Genomic DNA, 16,397 nt, shown 5'->3' with positions numbered 1-16,397 from the left:
CAGAAACTCCATTGATCTCGGAATGCCAGGGCGCGGCCCGAAGTGGCCACACGCCCTGGAATGCGGACCGCCGCCGGCACTGGCCGGTGCGCCGTCTCCTCGTGAGACGAGGAAGATGCTGATCACAGTAGGAGAGCGGGTGGCGCGAGGTGTACCCCTATTCCTGCTGGGCAGGCGGGTGCGGGGGTGAGGGGCCGGTGCGCCGGGTCGGCGCGGGTCAGGGCGCCCGGGGTGGGTCGCGGCGGGGTTCCGGCGGGGTCCCGCGGGTGCAGGTGCGGGGCCCCGGTCTCCGGTGTAGGGGGTGGCGTCGGCGGTTTAGGGGTTCCCCTGGTTCGCCGTGCGCTGTGGGGTGGTTGGACGGGGAGTCGCCGGTGCCGGAATGTCGTGGCCGGGTGGGCTCCCCGCCGCCGCGTCTTTCCTGGGGGACTTCTTGCCTGATGAAGCGACGACCAAGGAAATGGCTCTGGAGCATTGCCGCCGGGTCAATGCCGGGGAATTGGAGGAGTTGCTGAAGCTGTACGCGCCGGCGGTGCGTTTCGAGGACCCGGTGGGGTCGGGCGAACGGATCGGGCACGGCGCGCTGCGGTCGCACGTGCGCAACGCGATGGCGTGCCGGGTGAACGAGGTTCCGGTGGCGGAGCCTGTGGGTTCCCCGACGGGCAGGTATGCGGCGATCGAGGTGACCTCGACGATGAACTATCTGCCGAACGGGCCGCTCATGGCGCGGACGGGGGTGTTCGCGCCGCCGGGCGATCCGGAGACCGCGCGGATCCGCATCGCGTGCGTGATGGTGATCCGGGTGGGTGCGGACGGCCTGATCGATGACATGCGCTCCTACTGGGGGCCGTCGGACGTGATTCTGCTCGAAGGGTCTGACCAGTGATGATCCGTTGTGCCTGGGGGTGCGGCCGTGGCTGACGACGCGACGCGCAAGGCGCTTGCGCTGGAGTACTGCCGTTTGCTGAACGCGGGTGATCTGGAGGGGGTGCTGGCGCTGTTCGATCCGGGGATCCGGTTCGAGGATCCGGCGGGCACGCCGCCGCGGGTGGGCAAGGAGGCGGTGCGGCAGTACCTGTCGGGAGTGATCGGCGCGGGCATCGAGGAGGTGCCCGGTGAGCCGCGGACCTCGATGGAGGGGCAGATGGTGGTGCTTCCTGTGACCGGTGAGATGGACGCGCCGCCGGAGCTGAAGGCGCCGGCGGGGTCGCGCATGCGGTTCCGGATGGTGAGCCTGATCCGGGTGGGCGCGGCCGGTCTGGTCACGGAGGTGCGGGTGCTCGTGGGCCGGACGGACTGCCGGGTCGTCGCTCCTTCGGGGGCGCCGGCGGGCTGATTCCGCCGGTGCGCGGGACGTGATGCGGCCGGCCGCGGCCCTCGGGTGGAGGTTTCCCGGGGGGCGCGGCCGGCCGTTTCCGTGGTGGTCAGTTGTCGTCGAGGGGTTCGGCCGTGGCCAGGGCCCATTCCTCGTCGGTGAGGGTCGGCGTGTCGGGTGCGGGGGTGGGGGTGGCGGTCCGGTCGCGGAGGGCGCCGAGGACGGCGGGCGACTGGAGGCTTGTCGCGGGTGCGGCGAGGGCGCTGACGCCGGCGACGGCCGCGGCGACGGGCGCGGTGGTGAGGCCCGCGGTGCAGACGAGTTCGGTGAAGCGTTCCTGGCTGTTGAGTTCTTCTTCGAGGCGGGGGTCGTCCGCGTTGACGCGGCAGTCGGGGTAGAAGATGTCCTGGGCGGTGGCCAGGTTCCAGGGGTCGTCGACGGCGCGGGAGATGCCGCGCAGGGCGCTGGTGGCGAGGTCGGGTGTGCCGAGGTTGCGTTGCAGGGCGCGGTCGAGGGCGGCGGCGCTGCGGGCGGCGGCGGACATGCCGTGGCCGTAGACGGGGTTGAAGCCGGCGACGGAGTCGCCGAGGGCGATGAGGTTGTCGGGCCAGACGCTGTTGCGTTCGAAGTAGCGGCGCCGGTTGGCGGTGCTGCGCGAGCCCTGGACGGGGGTGAGGGGGGTGGCGAGCCCGATGAGTTCGCTGATGAGCGGGTGGGCGAGTTCTTTGGCGAAGGCGGCGAATCCGGCTTCGTCGGTGGGGGGTTCGCTGCCGCGGGTGCCGGAGAGGGTGACGATCCACTGGCCGTTCTCGACGGGCAGGATGAGGCCGAACCTGCCGGGTTGCCGGGTGCGGTAGTCGCTGTGGATGCTGACCATGGGGAACGCGCCGGCGCTGCGCCCCGGGGCGCGGTAGACGCGGGTGGCGTAGGTGATGCCGGAGTCGACGACGTCTTCCTGCGGCGGGGGGACGTCGAGGGCGTCGAGCCACTGGGCGAGGCGGGAGCCTCTGCCTGTGGTGTCGACGACGACGTCGGCGGTGAGGTCGGTCGAGGCGCCGTCGTCGAGGTCGCGGATCGTGACGCCGGTGACGTGGGTGGCGTCGCCGAGCAGGGCGACTGCCTCGGTCCGCTGCCTGAGGGTGATGGCCGGGTCGGCGAGGGTGAGGTCGCGGATGGTCCAGTCGAGGAGTGGGCGGCTGGCGGCGTGGAGGAACTGGGTTTCCGGGAAGCGCTGCTGCCAGCCGTAGGAGGTCAGCGAGACCATGTTCCGGTAGACGCCGATGCGTTGCGCGCCCGCGGCCTTGAGGCGTTCCGTGGTGCCGGGCAGCAGGGAGTCGATGAGGCGCGCGCCGCCGGACCACAGGAGGTGGGAGTGGCGGGCCTGCGGGAGCCCTTTGCGGTGCTGGGGGCCGTCGGGGAGCGCGTCGCGCTCGATGACGGTGACCTGGTCGAGATGCCGCCGCAGCACGCGTGCTGCCAGCATCCCGGCCAGTCCCCCTCCGAGTACCAGCCCGTGTGTGGTTCGGGTCCCCGACAAGGTCATCATTCCTTCCTGGCGCGGTATCCGCTGGGCGCGAGGCGAACGAGGGCTCGCGGCGGGCGGGTTCGCGCGGCGGCGCCGGCCCGGTCGCGGGCGGGCGCGCCGGGCCGTCGTGCATGGCGGTCTGTGCCGCCATGCTGTCCGGTGGCCGTCGGGTTCGGTAACCCTTGACCTTTCCCCCTACACCCCTGTCTTGGTGGCCCGTTCGCGGTGTTCCGCCGGGGCGGGCCGGGGGTGGTGGGCCCGGATCGCGGGCAGGTCGGGATGTTTTGCCCGTTTTTGCCGGTGCGGCGTCGCGGCCGGGTACCCCCTATGGCCGCGGCGGGTCGTCGGCGCGGGCGCGTTCGGCGCGGTGCCGGCGCCAGTCGTGGACGATATCGTCCAGCTTGGGCATCACGAAGAGGGCGAACTCGCGCATGGTGGCGAGGCGTTCCGCGGCCGGGGTGCCCTCGTCGAGGCGGCCGATGTCCTCGGCGGCGCTGCTGGCGAAGTCGCGGAGCCAGTGGCCCCGGATGGCGAAGACCTCCGGCCACGGGTCGTCGAGGACCCGGTAGAGGTCGCGCCGGGAGCCGGGGACGTTCTCGCGGGTGATCAGGCCGAGTCCCGTGAGGTACTGGACGGATGTGGAGACCGTGCCGGAGCTGACGCCCAGGCGCCGGCACAGTTCGGCCGCGGTGAGCGCGCCCTCGTCGGAGATGACGAGGGCGGCGAAGATCCGTGCCGACATGCGGGACAGGCCCGTCTGCGCGAACCGGTTGCCCAAACGTTCGATGGCGCGTGCCTCCTCGGCGCTCCAGCCGCCGTCCGGGCCGGTCGTGCCCCCGGTTGTCTCTTGTTCTGTCGTCACGACGCTCCCTTCTCCCCCGGAACCCTAACCGCACCTTCACCGTTCTTTCAATTCTCGCAAAATGCTGAAACCTACACTAGCCTTGGCCGCATGACGACGCAGATCTCAATCTCCTCTCTCGTCAAGACATTTGGGGCAACACGCGCGCTCGATGGTCTTGAGCTGACGGTCGAGGCCGGTGAGGTGCACGGTTTCCTCGGCCCCAACGGCGCGGGCAAGACGACCGCCATCAGGGTGCTGCTGGGGCTGCTGCGCTCCGACTCGGGCACGGTCGAGCTGCTGGGCGGTGATCCGTGGCGGGATGCCGTGGAGCTGCACCGGCGGCTGGCGTACGTGCCGGGGGACGTGACGCTGTGGCCGACTCTCTCCGGCGGAGAGGTCATCGACCTCCTCGGCCGGCTGAGGGGACGGGTGAACGCCAAGCGTCGTGACGAGTTGATCGAACGCTTCGAGCTCGACCCGCGGAAGAAGGGGCGCGCCTACTCCAAGGGCAACAGGCAGAAGGTGTCGCTGGTGGCCGCCTTCGCCTCGGACGTGGAACTGCTGATCATGGACGAGCCGACCTCGGGTCTCGACCCGCTGATGGAGTCGGTCTTCCAGGACTGCGTGGCCGAGGAGCGCGACCGCGGGCGGACCGTGCTGCTGTCCAGTCACATCCTGTCCGAGGTGGAGAAGCTCTGCGATCGGGTGAGCATCATCCGCAGCGGTCGCACCGTGGAGTCGGGGACGCTGACCGAGCTGCGGCACCTGACCCGCACCTCGGTGCGGGCCGAACTGGCCGAGCCGCCGACGGACCTCTCCCGGCTGCCGGGCCTGCACGACGTGCGGGTGAACGGCAACCAGGTGGAGTTCGATGTCGACGCCGACAACCTCAACACCGCGATGCAGCACCTCACGGCCCTGGGCATGCGGAGCCTGATCAGCAGTCCCCCCACACTGGAAGACCTGTTCATGCGCCACTACACGACGGCGGGCGACCGGGACGCGGCGGAGTCGGAGGCGGTCCGTTGAGGGACTACGCCGGCACGGGCGAGCTGCTGAGGCTCGCTCTGCGACTCGACCGCATCCGGGCGAGCGCGTGGATCATCGGCATGGTGATCTTCACGGTCGCCTCGGCCTCCGCCAACAACGACCTGTACAGCACCGCGGCCGAGCGCGAGCAGTTCGCGGAGAGCGTGCGGAGCAACCCGGCGCTGCTCGCCCTGGGCGGCCGGGCGTTCGACCTGTCGACCACCGGCGGGATCAACGCCTACCAGCTCATCGCCTTCATGGGCACGCTGGTCGGCCTGATGAGCATCCTGTTCGTGGTGCGCCACACCCGGCTTGAGGAGGAGAGCGGCCGGGCGGAGCTGGCCGGGTCCGCGGTGCTCGGCCGCAAGGCGTGGCTCGCCAGCGGCCTGCTGCTGACCATCGGCGTGAACGTGGCGATCGCCGTGCTCACCGCTCTCGGACTGATCGCGACCGGGCTGCCCGCGGGCGGGTCGGTCGCCTACGCGCTGGGAGTCGCCGGCATCGGCGTCCTGTTCGCGTTCGTCGCCGGGCTCACCGCGCAGCTGACCGACTCGGCCCGCAGCGCGACCGGGATCGCCGCGGCCGTGCTGGGCGGGTCGTATCTGCTGCGCGCCGCGGGCGACGCCGCGAGCGGCACCGACGGCGGGGCGATGGCGAACCTGACCTGGCTCTCCCCCATCGGCTGGGCCGAGCTGGCCAGGCCCTGGGCCGGGGAGCGGTGGTGGGTGCTGCTGGTGTTCGCCGGCGCCGTCGCCCTGCTGGTCCTCGGGATCGGCGCGCTCGTGGACCGCAGGGACATCGGGTCGGGCGTGCTGAAGCCCAAGCTCGGCCCGGTCAACGCCTCCGCCGGGCTGCGCAATCCGCTGGCCCTGGCGTGGCGCTTGCAGCGCGGCTCGCTGGTCGGCTGGGGCCTCGGCTTCCTGGTGGTGGGCGCCGCGTTCGGCGCGCTCGCCGAGGGAACCGTGAGCATCGCGGAGGACAACCCCGACATCGACGAGCTGCTGCGCGACCTCGGCGGCAGCGGCGACATCGTGGACGTCTTCCTCGCCACGATCATCTCGCTGACGGCGATGATCGTGGGGGCCTACGCCGTGCAGTCCGCGCTGCGGCTTTCGGCCGAGGAGTCGGGGCACCGCGCCGACCCGGTGCTCACCACGGCCGTGCGGCGGCTGAGCTGGGCCGGCAGCCACCTGATCGTCGCGGCGGTCGGCTCGGTGGGCATGCTGGCCCTGGCCGGCGCCGCCGCCGGCCTCACCCACGGGCTGAACAGCGGCGACCTCGGCGAGGTGGCCCGGGTGACGGGCGCCGCGCTGGCGCAGGTGCCCGCGGTGTGGACCCTGATCGGTGTGTGCGCGCTGCTCTTCGGACTGCTGCCCCGCTACACCGCCGTGAGCTGGGCGGTCCTGCTGGTGGCCCTGGTCATCGGCCAGTTCGGCGACCTGCTGAGGCTGGACCAGATGGTGCTCAACCTGTCGCCCTTCTCGCACATCCCCGACCTGCCGGGCGCCGCGTTCGAGGCTCCGCCGCTGCTGCTGCTCCTCGCCCTGGCGGCCGGGCTCACCTGCGTCGGCCTGGCCGGGCTGCGCCGCCGCGACATGGCCTGAGTGTGCCGGCGCCCACGGGCGCCGGCGCACGGGCGCCCCCCGTGCGGCAGGGTCCGAACGTCCACCGGACGCGGCGCCATCGCCTCACGGACGCTTCGCAAGACCCCGCGCGCGGCATTTCCCCCGGAAAGTGCGGGCTTCCGCGCCGTCGCCTGGCCATGAGCCGTTCCGGGGGTGTGCGGTGGCATTCGCCCCGCCGGCGGCGCCCGGCCATCCGCACCGGCGCGGTACACGTGGATCGGTCCTTCCTGGCGGAATGGTTCCTTCCCCGAGCCGACCGTGACGTTACCGGTCAAGATGCAGTCGAACGTTAACCGGGACGAGCTAGGAACCCGCCCGCGCACCCCTGTAAGCTACCGGCCAACCCAGAGCATTCGGGCGGTCGTCGGTATGCCGTGCCCGCCCGCACGAGGTCCGGCAGGGATATGCGCGGAGGTGGTCCTGGCAAGCTTTCTGCGCCGGCGCTCGCGAGGCCGCCTGCTCGGCTGACCAGGGACGACAGTGCCACCGTCCGTCCCGCCGAGTGAACGGAACGCCCGCTCACGTCGTCCGTGACCCGCGAAACGGCGCGCTCGCACCACCATCTCCTCGGTTGAAACATGTGCTTCCGCATGCCATTCACCATTCACCCGCTCGCCCTTGCCGGAATACGACATTCCGCCACCGGGCCGCGCGGCACCGCACTTCTGGTCCAGACCTATTCGCCGCGGCACGGGGTAAACGCCCGTGGCGTCACCCGGTTTTCCGGCACCGGGAGGACAGGACCCGCGAGTCATCACAGGACAACAGCACAGCGCTTCGCGCGTAAGGGGGAACACGCGAATGACAACAACGCAACGAGAAACGGTTCTGGCGCGCTTGTGCACGGCTTTCGACGCCTGCGACAACCGGCTCGGCGGTTCGGTCCGCCGGGTCGTCGGAGCGGTCGGCAGCGGTAAGACCACGCTTCTCGAAGCCTTCAACGACCACACCGCACGGCGCGGCAGCGTCGTGATGAGCGCGATCGGTTCGCGCGCGGAGCGGGATCTTCCGCTCGGCGTGCTGAGCCAACTCGTCGACACCGCCGGCCTGAGCCGGGAGTCCGCCCGGCGCATGACCGCCCTCCTGGGGCGTGTGGTGCCCGAGGAGGCGCCGCCGCGGCCGAACGCCGACGGGACGGCGCACGGGGCGGGCGGCAGCGTGACGGCCCCTGCGGTGCACGAACTGTTCATGTCGCTGCTCGACCTGGCCAAGGAACGGCCGCTCGTCGTCACCGTGGACGACGCGCACCACGCCGACGACGCCTCGCTGCACTGCCTCATGTACGCGATCAGGCGCTTGCGCTGCAAGCGGATCATGGTGGTGCTCACCGAGTCGCCCACCCTGCGCGACGCGCATCCGCTCTTCCACGCCGAGTTGCAGAGCCAGCCGCACTTCGCGGGCCTCACGCTCGGCCCCCTGCCGGAGGACGCGCTGGGCGCGCCGGCGGAGGAACCGGCCGGGGACCGGCCGGGGTTGCCGCCGGCCGGGGAGCTGTTCGCGCTCACCGGCGGCAGCCCGCTGCTGCTGCGCGGACTCATCGACGAGGAGCCCGGAGCGGGCCCGCGGTCCGCGGACACCTCGGCGTCGCGCCCCGGCGGCCCGTTCGACCAGGCCGTGCTGCGCTGCCTGTACCGGCACGAGCCCGAGGTCCGGGCGACGGCCCGCGCCCTGGCGGTCCTGCGCGGGCCCGCTTCCCCGCAGATGCTGGCCCACCTCACCGGACTTGAGACGGAATGCGTGACCAAGGCCCTGGGGCTGCTGCGGATGTGCGGTCTGGCCGGGACCGACCGCATCCGCCATCCGCGGATCGCCCGGGCGGTGCTGGCCGACCTGCCCGCGGAGGAGAGCCGGAGGCTGCACCGGGCGGCGGCGACCTACCTCCAGGAGCACGGCGGGGAACCCGAGGCGGTGGCCGGGCACCTGGTGCACGCCGACTGGGCCGAGCCGTCCTGGGCGGTCGCCACCCTGCACGAAGCGGCCCGGCAAGCCATGGCCAAGGGACGGCCCGATCTCACCGGGGACTGCCTGCGCCTGGCCGCGCGCGCGAACACGGGCGCCTCCCGGCACGCGGACATGGACGCCCTGCTCATCCGCTGCTCCTGGCAGATCAACCCGCTGTCGGTCACCGCGCAGCTCGACGGGCTGCGGGAAGCCGTGGCCGCCGGGCGCGCCCAGGACCCGGCCGCCGCGGCCACCGTCCCGCTGCTGCTGTGGCACGGCCGGGCGGACACCGCGAAGAACCTGCTCACGGCGTTCGCCGAGGGCGACGGGCCGAACGCCGCGGACGGCCGCCTGCGCGCGGTGCGGCTGCTGACCTCCCTGGCGTACCCGGACCAACTCGCCGAGGGGCCCGAGCGAGGCCGGCCCGTGGCGGGCACCGGCACCGGCACCGCGACCTCGGCCGCGGGGCGGCAGATCGACGCCGTGGCGCTGCTGGCGGACGCGCTGATCCCGGAACGCGCCGGACGCGACGTCGCCACGACGGCGGAACGCATGGTGCAGCGCTACATGGCGGAGCCCGGCGCGCTTGGCACGCTCACCGCGCCGCTGGTCGCGCTGCTGTGCAGCGGCATGTCCGACCTGGTCAACGCGTGGACCCGGGTGCTGCTCGACCGCCCGCAGATCCACAGGTCCCCGGTGTGGAAGGGCATCCTGCACGCGATCCGCGCCGAGGCCGCCCTGCGGCTCGGCCGGCTCGGGCAGGCCGAGGAGCAGGCCAGGGCGGCGCTGCGTGAGGTCCCCCTGGAGGCCTGGGGCGTGGCCGCCGCCGCGCCGCTCGCGACCCTGATCACCGCGGCCACCGAGTCCCAGCTGTTCATGGAGGCCAACCAGTGGCTGGCCAGGCCGTTGCCCGCCGACACGTTCAGGACGCCGCTCGGACTGCACTACTTGGCGGCGCGGGCCCGTTTCCACGCGGCGACGGGCCGGCCGCAGGCCGCGGCCGACGATCTGCGCTGGTGCGGCGAGACGATGCGGAAGTGGGGAATGGACACGGCGGGGCTCGTGCCCTGGCGGCTCGAACTGGCCCGGGTGCTGCTCGGCGCCGGTGACCGGGCGGAGGGGACGCGGCTGTTGCGTGAGCAACTCGCCGAGGGGCGCGGCGCGGATCAGCGCACGCGGGGCGCGACCCTGCGCCTGCTGGCGGCCGAGGCGCCGGCGGCCGAGGCCGAGGCACTGCTGACCGAGGCGGTCGATGTGCTGGAGAACTGCGGTGACCGGCTCGAACTCGCCCGGGCCACCGCCGACTTGGGTGACGTGCTGCGCCGGGGCGGCGACGCGGACGGGGCGCGCGGGATGTTCCAGCGGGCGCAGCAGCTCGCGCAGTCGTGCGGCTCGCCCCGGCTCGCGCAGCAACTGGCGCGGGCGGGCAGCGAGCCGGCCGCCTGCCCGCCCGAGGGACACAGCGGCGACGGCGCGCTGAGCCAGGCCCAGCTGCGGGTGGCGGTGCTGGCCGCCGAGGGGCACACCAACCGGGAGATCTCACGGAAGCTGTTCATCACGGTCAGCACCGTGGAGCAGCACCTGACGCGGATCTACCGGAAGCTGAACGTCAAGCAGCGCGACGAGCTGGCACACCTGCTCTCGTCGGCGCACGCGGGCGCGGTGCCCCGCGAGGCGTGAGGGGCGCGTGGCGGGCCGGGCGTTCCGCGGGCCGAGCGGTGCGGTTCACGCGGTGCCGCGGACCCGCGCCGGTGAGGCCCGGCGCGAACGCCTTGGTCACCGCCGCGGCAGCGGCCGGGCGGACGCCCCGGTCCGGCCGTTCCGCCTCCTCGGACGGGCCTACGGGAGTGGCCACCCGCCGGCGGGCGCCGCCCGCCGCGCCGCGGAGTCCGTCACGGCCGTCACGGCCGCGGCTCCTGCTCCCCGGCGCGCCCGCCGGGCGCCGGCCCCGCGGCGCCGTCGGCGTCCGGCGGGAAGGCGCGCCGGACGAAGCCCTCGATGTGGTCGCTCAGCGCGGCGCCCGCGCCCGCCGCGTCGCCCTCCTCGGCGCGGGCGAGGATCGCGCGGTGCTCGGCCGCCTCGCGGTCCCACGTGGGCAGCGTCTGCCAGGCGAAGGACGAGACCAGGGCGGCCTGGTCGCGCAGGTCGTCCAGCATGCCGACGAGGAGCGGATTGCCGCAGGGCAGGTACAGGGCGCGGTGGAAGTCCCGGTTGGCGAGCGACCGTTCCGCGGCATCGGTGGCCGCGTCCGCGCGGGCGAGCGCCGCGTGCGCGGCGGCGAGGCCGGCGCGGGCCGTGACGGTGCGCCGCAGCGCCTCCGGCTCCAGCAGGACGCGCACGTCGTAGACGGAACGGGCCATCGCCGCGTCCACCCCGCGCACCGCGGCGCCCCGGTACTCGGTCATGACGACCAGGCCACGCCCCGCCAGGCTCTTGAGCGCCTCGCGGACCGGCGTCTTGGACATCCCGAAACGGGCGGCCAGTTCGGTCTCGACGAGGGGCGAGCCGGGCGGCAGGGCGCCGGTGAGGATTTCGTGCTTCACCTGCTCCAGGACGTACTGCGTCCTGGAGGGCACGGGAACCGGCGCCGGGGGCGGCGGAGTTGCGCTCATGGGGTACGGGCTCCGGATTCCACGGCAGGCGTTCGCATCTGAGGTATCTGAGATATCAGGTACGGCATATCAGACATGACGATAAGTCGACCGCAATCACGCAGTCAACTCCTACCTCCGGGTAACTAGACGAAAAGCGTCAGAAACGAAGGATTCAACACCCGGGATTCGCACCATTTCAGACAGAAAGCCACATCCCGAGGGCCGGAGGGACGACAGGACCGGACAGCCGCACCCGGACCTGCCGGAAGGCGAGCGGCGCACGGTGTTGGATGGGGAGAAACCTGGCATATGTCACGTTCTTCAGGTTCTTCACATCGAGGCATCGAACGCAGAGGAGATCTCCGTGAGCCGGTCAGGACAACGCTACGCGCGGGTGGCAGGCCCGCGGGAGCTGGAACTGGTGCCCGAGGACGCACCGGACGAACCCGCGGCGGACGGCGTCGTCGTCGACATCACCTACTGCGGCATCTGCGGCACGGATGTCCACGGGTACACCGACGGCCACATGCTGCCGCCGGCCGTCTTCGGGCACGAGTGGACGGGTACCGTCCGCGCGGTCGGCGCTGAGGTGACGGGCCTCGCGCCCGGCGTGCGCGTGGTCGGCGCGGTCGGCCCGGCCTGCGGCAGGTGCCGGCAGTGCACGGCCGGCCACGCCAGGCAGTGCGAGACGGTCTTCGCCGAGGCCAACGGGGTGGATCCGGCCGCGCCCGCGCACGGCGGGTTCGCCGACCGGGTGCGGGTCTCGGCGCGGCGGGTGGTGCCCGTTCCCGAGAACCTGTCGGATGTCGAGGCGGCCCTGGTGGAACCCGCGACCGTGACCTTCCACGCGGTGCGCAGGACCGCCATGGAGTTCGGCTCGCTCGTCGTCGTGCAGGGCGCCGGGCCGATCGGCCTGCTGACGGCGCAGCACGCGCGCAACGCGGGCGCGGGGCTGATCGTGGTCTCGGAGCCGTCGCCCGCCCGCCGGGCGGCGGCCGAACGGCTCGGCTTCTCCGGCACGGTGGCGCCCGATGACCTGCCGGCGGCCCTGGCCGACGTGTCGGGAGGGCTGGGGGCCGATGTGGTGTTCGAATGCGCGGGGGTGGCCTCGCTGCTCCAGCCGTCGGCCGAACTGGTGCGGCGCGGCGGGGTGCTGGCGCTCCTCGGCTACCCGTTGACCGAGTCGCGCGTGAGCTACGGGGACTGGCAGAGCAGGGAACTCACCGTGGTGGGCTCGCTGGCCTACAACCACGAGGACTTCCTGGGCGCCATGCGGGCCGTCGCCGAGCGCAGGATCGATGTCGCGGCCCTGCACACGGGCACCATCGGCCTCTCCGGACTCGGCGACATGCTGGAGGAACTGGACTCCGGGGGCAGCGCGCAGGCGAAGGTGCTGGTCGACCCGCGCTCCTGAGGCGGCGTCAGCGACCGGCGGCCAGTTCCTCGTTGAGTGCCTGGAGGAAGGCGAGGACGGTGGCCAGCTCCTCGTCGGAGAAGCGGGCCCGCGCGGCCTTGGTGCCGCGCGAGAGGGGTTCGAAGTAGCTGCGGGCGGCTTCCCGCGCGGCGGGCAGGTAGTGGAGGTGGACGACCCTGCGGTCGGCGGTGTCCCGGGAGCGCGCGATGTGCCCCGCGCGCTCCAGCCGGTCGAGGCACGCGGTGACGGCGCCCGAGGTGAGGTCGAGCTGCTCCCTCAGGCGGCCGGGAGTCATGGGCGACCCGTCGCGGGTGGTGGCGTCCATGATCGCGGCAAGAGCGTGCACGTCGGTGGCGTGGAGCCCCTGGCTGCCGGCGAACACGTGCGCCGCGCGGTTGACCTCCGCGGTGAGCCTTCGCAGCTGGACGGCGAAGAGTCGCAGGTCCTGGCTCGCGGCCTCGGTCGAGGGTGCCTGTTCTTCGGAGGTCATGCACCGATCCTAGTATCTCTCGATTATTGAGATACCCAATCGTTGATATACCTTGCTCCCCGGAAGACGTCCGCACCGGCGACCGAGGACACCATGAAACGCACCGGACAACCCGCCCGCTGGCTCATCCCCGTGGTACTGGCCGTCACCTGGCTGATCCTCGGCGGAGTCTTCGGCCCGTTCGCGGGCCGGCTCGGCGAGGTCTCGACGAACGACCAGGCCGCGTTCCTGCCGGAGAGCGCCGAGTCGACCCGGGTGATCGAGGCGCAGGCCGCCTTCGACCAGGACGAGACCCTGCCCGCCATCGTCGTGTGGACCTCGGACGAGCGGCCCGTCCCACCCGAGGCCGCCGACCGCGCGACGGCCGCGCTCTCCGGACTGGCCGACGCCCCCTGGGCCGCGGGCCCGAGCACGCCGGCCATCCCCTCCGCCGACGGCCTGGCCCTCCAGGGCGTCGTGCAGCTCGACCCCGGGATCGAGGACGAACTCCCCGCGGTGCTCGACGAGATCCGGGACGCGGCGGGCGGGGTCCCGGGCACGGAGGTCCACATCGCGGGGCCAGCGGCCACCCAGGCCGACCTGTCGGACGCCTTCGCCGGCATCGACGGCCTGCTGCTCGGCGCCGCCCTGATCACCGTGCTGCTGATCCTGCTGCTCGTCTACCGCAGCCTGCTGCTGCCCTTCGTGATCATCGTCAGCTCCGTGCTCGCGCTCGGTGTCGCCTGCGCCGTCGTCTACGCGCTGGCCGACGCCGACGTCGTCCGCGTCGACGGGCAGGTCCAGGGCATCCTGTCCATCCTGGTCATCGGCGCGGCGACCGACTACGCGCTGCTGCTGACGGCGCGGTTCCGTGAGGAGCTGGCCCGCACCGGCGACCGGGCCGCCGCGGCCGTGACGGCGGCCAGACGCTCGTTCGGCGCCATCACCGCGAGCGCCGCGACCGTGGCCATGGGCCTGCTCGCCCTGCTGCTCAGCGACCTCACCAACAACCAGGCGCTCGGCCCCGTGGGCGCCATCGGCATCGCCTGCGCCGTGCTCTCGACCCTGACGTTCCTGCCCGCCGTCCTCGCGCTGACCGGCAGGGCCGCCTACTGGCCCGCCCGCCCGCGCGCGGCCGACGAGGACACCGGCGGCCACGGCCTGTGGCGCCGGGTCGCCCGCCAGGTCGACGCGCGGCCCCGCCGCCTGTGGGCGGGCACCCTGCTGGCCCTGACCGCCTGTGCGGCGCTCTCCCCCGCGCTGAACTCCGACGGCGTTCCGCTGGACGAGCTGTTCGTGAACGACGCCCCCTCGGTGGGCGCGCAGGAAGCGCTCGGCGAGCACTTCCCCGGCGGCTCAGGGCAGCCCGCGGTGATCATCGCCTCCGCCGAGCACGCGGACCGGGTCGCACGGACGGCCGCCGACGTGCCCGGGGTCTCGGGCGCCGAGCCGGTCACCGCCGCGGGCGCGCCGGGCGGCGGGCCTCCCCACGTCGTCGACGGCCGGGTCCGCATCGACGCGACGCTCACCGACAGTCCCGACAGCGAGGCGGCCCAGAACACCGTGCGGGAGCTGCGCGACGCGCTGTCCGGCATCGACGGGGCGGACGCCCTGGTGGGCGGATACACCGCTCAGCAGTACGACACGCAGCAGACCGCGGAACGCGACCGGCTCGTCATCATCCCCGTGGTCCTCGTCACCATCCTGCTGATCCTCGTCGCGCTGCTGCGCTCGCTGCTGCTGCCCGTCCTCCTGGTCGGCACGGTCGCCCTCAACTACCTGGCCACCATCGGCATCGCCGGCCTGGTCTTCACCCACCTGTTCGGCTTCAGCGGCACGGATGCCTCCGTCCCGCTGTACGGGTTCGTCTTCCTCGTCGCGCTCGGCGTGGACTACAACATCTTCCTGATGTCCCGGGTGCGCGAGGAGACCCTGCTGCACGGCACCCGGCAGGGCGTACTGCGCGGGCTGATCGCCACCGGCGGGGTGATCACCTCGGCGGGCGTGGTGCTCGCGGCCACGTTCGCGGCCCTGATCGTCATCCCGCTGGCGTTCCTCGCCCAGCTGGCGTTCATCGTCGCGTTCGGCGTGCTCCTGGACACGCTGGTGGTGCGTTCGCTGCTCGTCCCCGCGCTTGTGCGCGACATCGGCCCGCGCGTCTGGCTGCCGGGCCGCGCCGCCCGCGTGGAGCCGCCCCGCGAGTGAGGCGCGGGGGGACGCCGGGGTGGTGCGGCGCGGCGCGTTCCGCGGAGAATACGCGGAGGGTCTTCTGGACGACGAGGTCGGGGAGAGTCATGCCGCAACCAGCCGAACTGCGCGCCCGCCGGACCGTTCTTGAGGAGGAGTGGGCGCGCTGGGTGCCGGGGTCCGCGGGGGGCGCGCGCCCCTGCGGTCCTCCCCCGGTGCGCCCCGAGGTCGCGGAGTCGTGGGCCCGTTCGGTCGGCACCGTCGACCCGCACCGCGACAGCGCCCCCGTGAGCGACGGCGGCGTGGTGCACCCGCGCTGGGCGCGTTCCGCGCTGCGCGGGCCGGTGACGGCGCTCGCGGACGAGCTGAACGCCGTCGCCGAGGCCGGGTTCATCGCCGCCGTGACCGACGCCTCGGGCACGATCCTGTGGACCACGGGCGCGCGGGACATGCGCAGGCGCGCCGAGCGGGTCAACTTCGCGCCAGGCGGGCGGTGGGACGAGCAGGCCATGGGCACCAACGCCCTGTCGCTCGCGCTGCGCACCGGCCGGCCGAGCACCGTGTTCTCGGCCGAGCACCTGGTGGCCGCGCTGCACGGCTGGGTCTGCTACTGCGCGCCGATCCGCGGCCCCGAGGGCACCGTGCTCGGGGTGCTCGACCTCTCAAGCACCTGGGACCGCTCGCACCCGCTGGCCATGCCCACCGTGCGCACCCTCGCCTCCGCCGTCGAGGCGCGGCTGCCGACCCGCGCCCGCCCGCCCCGCCCGGCGCGCGCCCCCCGGGCCGCGGCCGGGACGGTCCTGCTGACCTGCCTCGGCGCCGCGCGCGCGACCCGCGGCGCCCGGCCGCTCGCACTCAGGCCGCGGCAGATCGAGATCCTCACCCTGCTCGCGCTCGAACCGCGCGGGCTCCCGCCGCAGCGGCTGCGCGCCGCCCTCTACGGGGACCGCCCGGTGGGCGCGTCGACGTTCAAGGCGGAGGTGTCGCACCTGCGGCGGGCCCTGGGCGGGCAGGTCGCCCTGCGCACCTACGCGCTCACCGCCCCGGTGGCCTGCGACGCGCTCGACGTGCTGCGCGCGCTGGAGGCGGGTGACGCCGCCGAGGCGGTCCGCCGGTACGGGGGCCCGCTGCTGCCGCACTCCGAGGCGCCTGGCGTCCTCGCCTGGCGTGCGCACCTGGAGGTCGCGGTGCGCGAGGCGGTGCTCGCCGACGACCGGCCCGAACTCGCCCTGCGGTACGGCGAGGTGGCGCCCCACGAGGTGGAGGCGCACGAGCACGCCCTGCGCCTGCTGGCCCCGGGCGACAGGCGGCGGCCGGTCGCGGCGGGCCGGCTGAGCGCCGCCCTCCGGGCCTGACCGGCGGACGCGGCGGCCCCGGCCCCGCGCCAACCTTCCGCCAACCCTCCCGGCGCACAGTGGGAACGCGCCCCCGTTTCCCGCGCCCCGAGGAGGAACAGC

At 73.5% G+C, this 16,397-nt stretch carries 12 protein-coding genes; 8 read left to right on the top strand and 4 right to left on the bottom strand.

Annotated features, from left to right (window positions below; translation table 11 throughout):
• Positions 1-430 precede the first annotated feature (430 nt).
• Positions 431-883: a nuclear transport factor 2 family protein gene (locus tag LC193_RS28170; RefSeq protein ID WP_226078198.1), complete on the top strand. Its 453-nt coding sequence runs from the start codon at positions 431-433 to the stop codon at positions 881-883.
• Between the two features lie 27 nt (positions 884-910).
• On the top strand, positions 911-1,333 hold the full coding sequence (locus LC193_RS28165) for a nuclear transport factor 2 family protein (RefSeq protein WP_226078197.1): 423 nt from the start codon (positions 911-913) through the stop codon (positions 1,331-1,333).
• 88 nt (positions 1,334-1,421) lie between these two features.
• Here LC193_RS28165 and LC193_RS28160 read toward each other — a convergent pair whose 3' ends face one another.
• Entirely contained in the window at positions 1,422-2,855 is a 1,434-nt protein-coding gene (locus LC193_RS28160) for an FAD-dependent monooxygenase (RefSeq protein WP_226078196.1), read from the bottom strand.
• 307 nt (positions 2,856-3,162) lie between these two features.
• The gene (locus LC193_RS28155; RefSeq protein ID WP_226078195.1) at positions 3,163-3,699 is read right to left on the bottom strand and encodes a GbsR/MarR family transcriptional regulator; all 537 of its coding nucleotides are present in this window, start codon (positions 3,697-3,699) and stop codon (positions 3,163-3,165) included.
• Between the two features lie 90 nt (positions 3,700-3,789).
• Here LC193_RS28155 and LC193_RS28150 point away from each other — a divergent pair, with 90 nt between their 5' ends.
• From LC193_RS28150 to LC193_RS28140, 3 genes are all read left to right on the top strand, one after another.
• A complete protein-coding gene (locus LC193_RS28150; RefSeq protein ID WP_226078194.1) occupies positions 3,790-4,710 on the top strand; it encodes an ABC transporter ATP-binding protein in 921 nt (306 codons plus the stop codon).
• The gene (locus tag LC193_RS28145) at positions 4,707-6,314 is read left to right on the top strand and encodes an ABC transporter permease (protein ID WP_226078193.1); all 1,608 of its coding nucleotides are present in this window, start codon (positions 4,707-4,709) and stop codon (positions 6,312-6,314) included. Before LC193_RS28150 ends, LC193_RS28145 begins: the two co-directional genes overlap by 4 nt.
• Positions 6,315-7,136: 822 nt before the next feature.
• A complete protein-coding gene (locus LC193_RS28140) occupies positions 7,137-9,956 on the top strand; it encodes an AAA family ATPase (protein ID WP_226078192.1) in 2,820 nt (939 codons plus the stop codon).
• 221 nt (positions 9,957-10,177) lie between these two features.
• Here LC193_RS28140 and LC193_RS28135 read toward each other — a convergent pair whose 3' ends face one another.
• A complete protein-coding gene (locus LC193_RS28135) occupies positions 10,178-10,888 on the bottom strand; it encodes a GntR family transcriptional regulator (RefSeq protein ID WP_226078191.1) in 711 nt (236 codons plus the stop codon).
• Positions 10,889-11,234: 346 nt separating this feature from the next.
• Between LC193_RS28135 and LC193_RS28130 the strand changes: the two genes are divergently transcribed.
• Positions 11,235-12,284, top strand: coding sequence for a zinc-dependent alcohol dehydrogenase (locus LC193_RS28130; RefSeq protein WP_226078190.1), 1,050 nt, complete (start codon positions 11,235-11,237; stop codon positions 12,282-12,284).
• 7 nt (positions 12,285-12,291) lie between these two features.
• On the opposite strand, the gene LC193_RS28125 is transcribed toward LC193_RS28130, so the two are convergent.
• Positions 12,292-12,774 (bottom strand): MarR family winged helix-turn-helix transcriptional regulator, encoded by a 483-nt coding sequence (locus LC193_RS28125; RefSeq protein WP_226078189.1) that lies wholly within the window; start codon positions 12,772-12,774, stop codon positions 12,292-12,294.
• A gap of 93 nt (positions 12,775-12,867) precedes the next feature.
• Here LC193_RS28125 and LC193_RS28120 point away from each other — a divergent pair, with 93 nt between their 5' ends.
• Both LC193_RS28120 and LC193_RS28115 read left to right on the top strand, forming a co-directional pair.
• The gene (locus LC193_RS28120; protein WP_226078188.1) at positions 12,868-14,958 is read left to right on the top strand and encodes an MMPL family transporter; all 2,091 of its coding nucleotides are present in this window, start codon (positions 12,868-12,870) and stop codon (positions 14,956-14,958) included.
• An 89-nt stretch (positions 14,959-15,047) separates the two neighbouring features.
• Positions 15,048-16,295 carry a helix-turn-helix domain-containing protein gene (locus tag LC193_RS28115; RefSeq protein ID WP_226078187.1) on the top strand — a complete coding sequence of 416 codons (1,248 nt, stop codon included), beginning with the start codon at positions 15,048-15,050 and terminating at the stop codon, positions 16,293-16,295.
• Positions 16,296-16,397: the final 102 nt, after the last annotated feature.

The sequence above is a fragment of the Streptomyces marincola genome (genome assembly GCF_020410765.1).
GTDB lineage: Bacteria > Actinomycetota > Actinomycetes > Streptomycetales > Streptomycetaceae > Streptomyces > Streptomyces marincola.
Note: the sequence above shows the minus strand (reverse complement) of the source record. Positions and strands in the feature narration are given on the sequence as shown.